We start from the raw sequence: 3,680 nt of genomic DNA, 5'->3' as shown, positions 1-3,680 counted from the left end.
ACGGCGTCGAACGGAGTGTTGTCCGCTTTACGGTGGGCAAAGGTATCTTCAAACGCATGCAGATATTCACCCATAAACTGGAGAGAGGTATTGTTGACCAGAGCACATCCTCCTTCTATCTTCGGCACAGCGTAGCTGTACAGTGCTTGTAATTGTGGGCTTGAAGGATTCTGTATTGTAGAATTTTTATAAGCCGGATCCGTAATGCCGTTAGTACCGCTCAACGTAAAATGATAATCTTTGAGCTGCGTTTGGTTCGAAAATGTGGCTACCATTTGGTTCAAAGTTCCTATCGCGCCGTTGGTCGGACTTGTATTTGGATTGTCGTCAACAAATTGCGTAGCCAATGCCATCATACGGGCATCATCGGCGCTCATGCCTCCGATAATGGCGAGAAAATAGGTCATGTAGTAGTGAATATCGCTTTCATACAAACCAAGCGGATCGATATTGATCAACGGACTGGAATTCACATAACTATACGGATTGATCCCACCCTCGATACCTATCGGGTCGGGTGTGCTGTACCTGCCCAGTTGCGGATCGTAATCGCGGTAATAGTTTTGATGTAAGCCGGTCTCGGCGTCATAGACTTGTCCTGGCAAACGCAAGTTCATTTCAAAGGCTTTGGTGTTGGTGTTGGCACTACCATTACTTTGTCCGGTCTTCATCATCGCTGCATAGCGGATCGTTGCCATGCCAAACGGTGTGGTGTCGGCTTGCCAGACGATCTGTTGCGCCTCATCCGTGACCATTTGCGGTGTGCCTACATGGTCGGTGTGGATGGCGTAGATACTGGCTAGCGTGTCGCTGGCGTCTGGTTCAGTTGATTTGAGGAGGCCGCCCAAGCTGGCGATAGTTTTCCAGGTTTGATGCTTGGTACTGGTATTGGCGCTCATCTCTATCTTGGCGATTGGCTTGCCGTACAGATATACATAATGCGCCGTGATACGACCTTCGCTGTCGGTCTCTGCAGAGAGTCGTTGATCGCGGTAGAGGCTGTAGCTGGTGCTGCCGGTACTGCCGGTTTTGTCGGCTGCGCCGGCGTCCGTGTAGACCGTCTTAGCAATACGTTCGCCCTGGACGTTGTAGCCGTAGCTGGCGATGAGTTGATTGTTGCTACCATAGACGGCGATGGGTCTTTTGGCGCTGTTGTAGACGAGGCGACGGCTGGTGTTGGCTTTTAGGTTGGCATCAGTGTGGACATTGGCAATATCGAGTGCGTGTTGTGCCGCTCTGTTGAAGTCTAGCTGCGCCAGCGGCACGCCGGTGGCGTGATACAGCCAGGCGCTTTGCACTTGTTCGCTTTGTGTTGTTGTGTTATCGGGTTGTGTACTAAGACCTGTTTTTTGCATGCGCATACCAACGGTATTGCCCGTGTCGCCCGTACTACTTTGTGTGAGGGCGATGAGTCGATTGCTACCTTGGGCGTAGCGGTAGTGACGCTCGTTGCTGTCGTTGCTGGCACTGTTAGCATCGCTTTGCGTGGCCGTGCTTAGCATTTTTGTCCCTGCGAGCTTGATAGTGTCGCTGATACGGTTACCACCTAAGTCGTAGCGAAGTAGGGTGAGGCTGCCGTCAGCTGCTTGTAGGCGGGTGAGCCGGTCTAATGCGTCGTACCCATAGTGCTGATCGTTGCTGGCAGAGAGTAGCTTGGTCTTTGGGTTGAGTTGTTGACGGCTGATGCCGATGATGCGTCCTGCTCCATCGTAGCGGTTACTTTGGCGGTAGAGCGGTTGGCTTGGCTGGCTGGTGCTGTCATTCCAGCCAAACCAGATTTGGATGTGTTGCCACCATTTTTTCGCATTTGTATCAGCTGCTGCGCTGGTCGTTAATTGTTGGATGCGTCCTCTGCCGTCAAGCTTGATTTCTTGACTGATGCCATTGCCGTTAAGGTAGCCTGTCATGCCGCCAACCAGGCTTTGCTGGAGATCTTTGATGAGGAGTTTGTCGTCGAACAGGATGGCATTGAGTTGGCCTGGCCGATGTGCTATCCCAGCTTTCTCAACCCCATCTGCTGGTGTGTATTGATAGCGTAGTTGATGCCCGTCTGGCAGGGTTTGTTGCACTAAGCGGCCTGCCTCGTCGTAGCGGCTGCTAGTGATGAAACTCAGACCAGTGAGCGGGCTGCTTGGGATCATTTTTTCTGGGTCATTTTGCTTCCCTTGTTTGTCTTGCTTGACAGGCTGATTGACCTTGGCGATCCATTTACTTTCTTGTGTAATTTGACCAAAGCCGTCGATCTGGTAGCTGGTGCGTTCGGTGGCGTGTTCGGCCTTGCCGTCGGGACTGCTGATGACTTCAGTGAGGCGTTGGCCTTGGTAGCGGTATTGCACTTGAGTTGGCGTGTTGTCACTACCCAATGCGATAAGACGGTTAGCGTAGTCGTAGGTGTAACGTGTAGTGATGTGGGTGTCGTCTATTTTGGCGATGAGGCGTCCTGCTGCATCGTAACGGTAGAGGCTGATGCCGCGATCTGGATTGATCTCGACGATCTTACGACCAAAGTCATCATAGCGCCTTTGTGTAGCAACACCATTGGGGGCGGTGATAACAGTGGCTTGCCCATGATTGTCGTAAGCGAGTTTGAGGCTGGCGGCGTCTGGCGTATTGGCCGCCTGGGTGCGGGTGCTTAGCAGGCCGTTGTCGTCATAGTCGAATTGGGTGCTGGTGCCTAGGGCGTTGGTGACTTGGGTGATTCGCCCTAAGTCGGTGTATTGGGTCTGGCTGCGTCTACCCATGACATCCTCACTCTGGTTAAGGCGATTGGCTTCATCATACTGGTATTTAATGCTGTTGAAGATGTGCTGATCTTGCATCAGAGTTTGGCTTTGTTGGCGCCCCTCGGTGTCTTGTTGCATGACGACTTGACTGCCATCGGGGAGGGTACGATGGGTGAGCCGACCGGCTTGGTCGTATTGGAGGCGAGTTGTGAGATTGCCGGGTAGTGTGATGCTGGTGAGGCGGCCATTGGCGTCGTAGCGGTAGCTGAGGCTTCGGCTGAGCTTGCCGCTTTGTACCGTGATCTGTTCTGGCTGGCCGCGCCAGTTGTTGCTGATGGTGGCGATTTGCTCAGCGTGCCCGTCGCTGGTACGAATTTTAGTGGGTCGTAATGCGCCATCGCGTTCCAGTACTTCGGTCACGATATTACCGGGTGCAATGGTCTTGGTGAGGAGTCTGGTTTTAGGATCGTATTCATTGCGCGTGATATCGGAATCTAGCGGGCTGTTACTGCTGCCGTTGGCTAGAGGGCCGTCGATTTCTATGCGTTGTCCGGCGTTGTTGTAACGGTAGCTGATGCTTCGGTTGATCGCTAAGCCGATGCTTTTGCCGTCTAATGTGGGTAAGTAGCCGCTTTCAGTAATGGTGCTAGCTAGTGCGTTGGCGTTGATGCCGCTACTGCTATTTGTGCGGTAGCTAATGGTGGTGCGCATTTCTTGCCCGGGCACGACACTAGGGCGAATAATGACGCTTGGTTGCGGGTTGTTGCCGCTGTATTCGTAGCGCACTTGCCATTTGGCCGGATCAGCCTTGCCATTGGTTGGGCTGTAGCTGATCTGGCTGATTTTGGTGATACGACCCTGATCGTCAAAGTCGGTTTTGTTACCGAGTAAAGCTTGGCCTTGTGCGTTAAGCTGGATGGTTTCGATCAGACGCCCTTGTTGGTCGTAGCGGTAGCG

Annotated in this window: 1 protein-coding gene; it reads right to left on the bottom strand. The window is 52.9% G+C overall.

The genetic code is table 11. From position 1 onward, the window contains the following. A partial coding sequence (locus tag AAKU64_RS22225; protein ID WP_354363063.1) for a DUF6765 family protein occupies nt 1–3,680 on the bottom strand: 3,680 nt, incomplete at both ends.

The sequence above is a fragment of the Undibacterium sp. GrIS 1.8 genome, from assembly GCF_040544445.1.
Classification (GTDB): Bacteria; Pseudomonadota; Gammaproteobacteria; order Burkholderiales; family Burkholderiaceae_D; genus Undibacterium.
The sequence above is the reverse complement of the archived record's forward strand: the minus strand, read 5'-3'. Positions and strand labels throughout refer to the sequence as shown.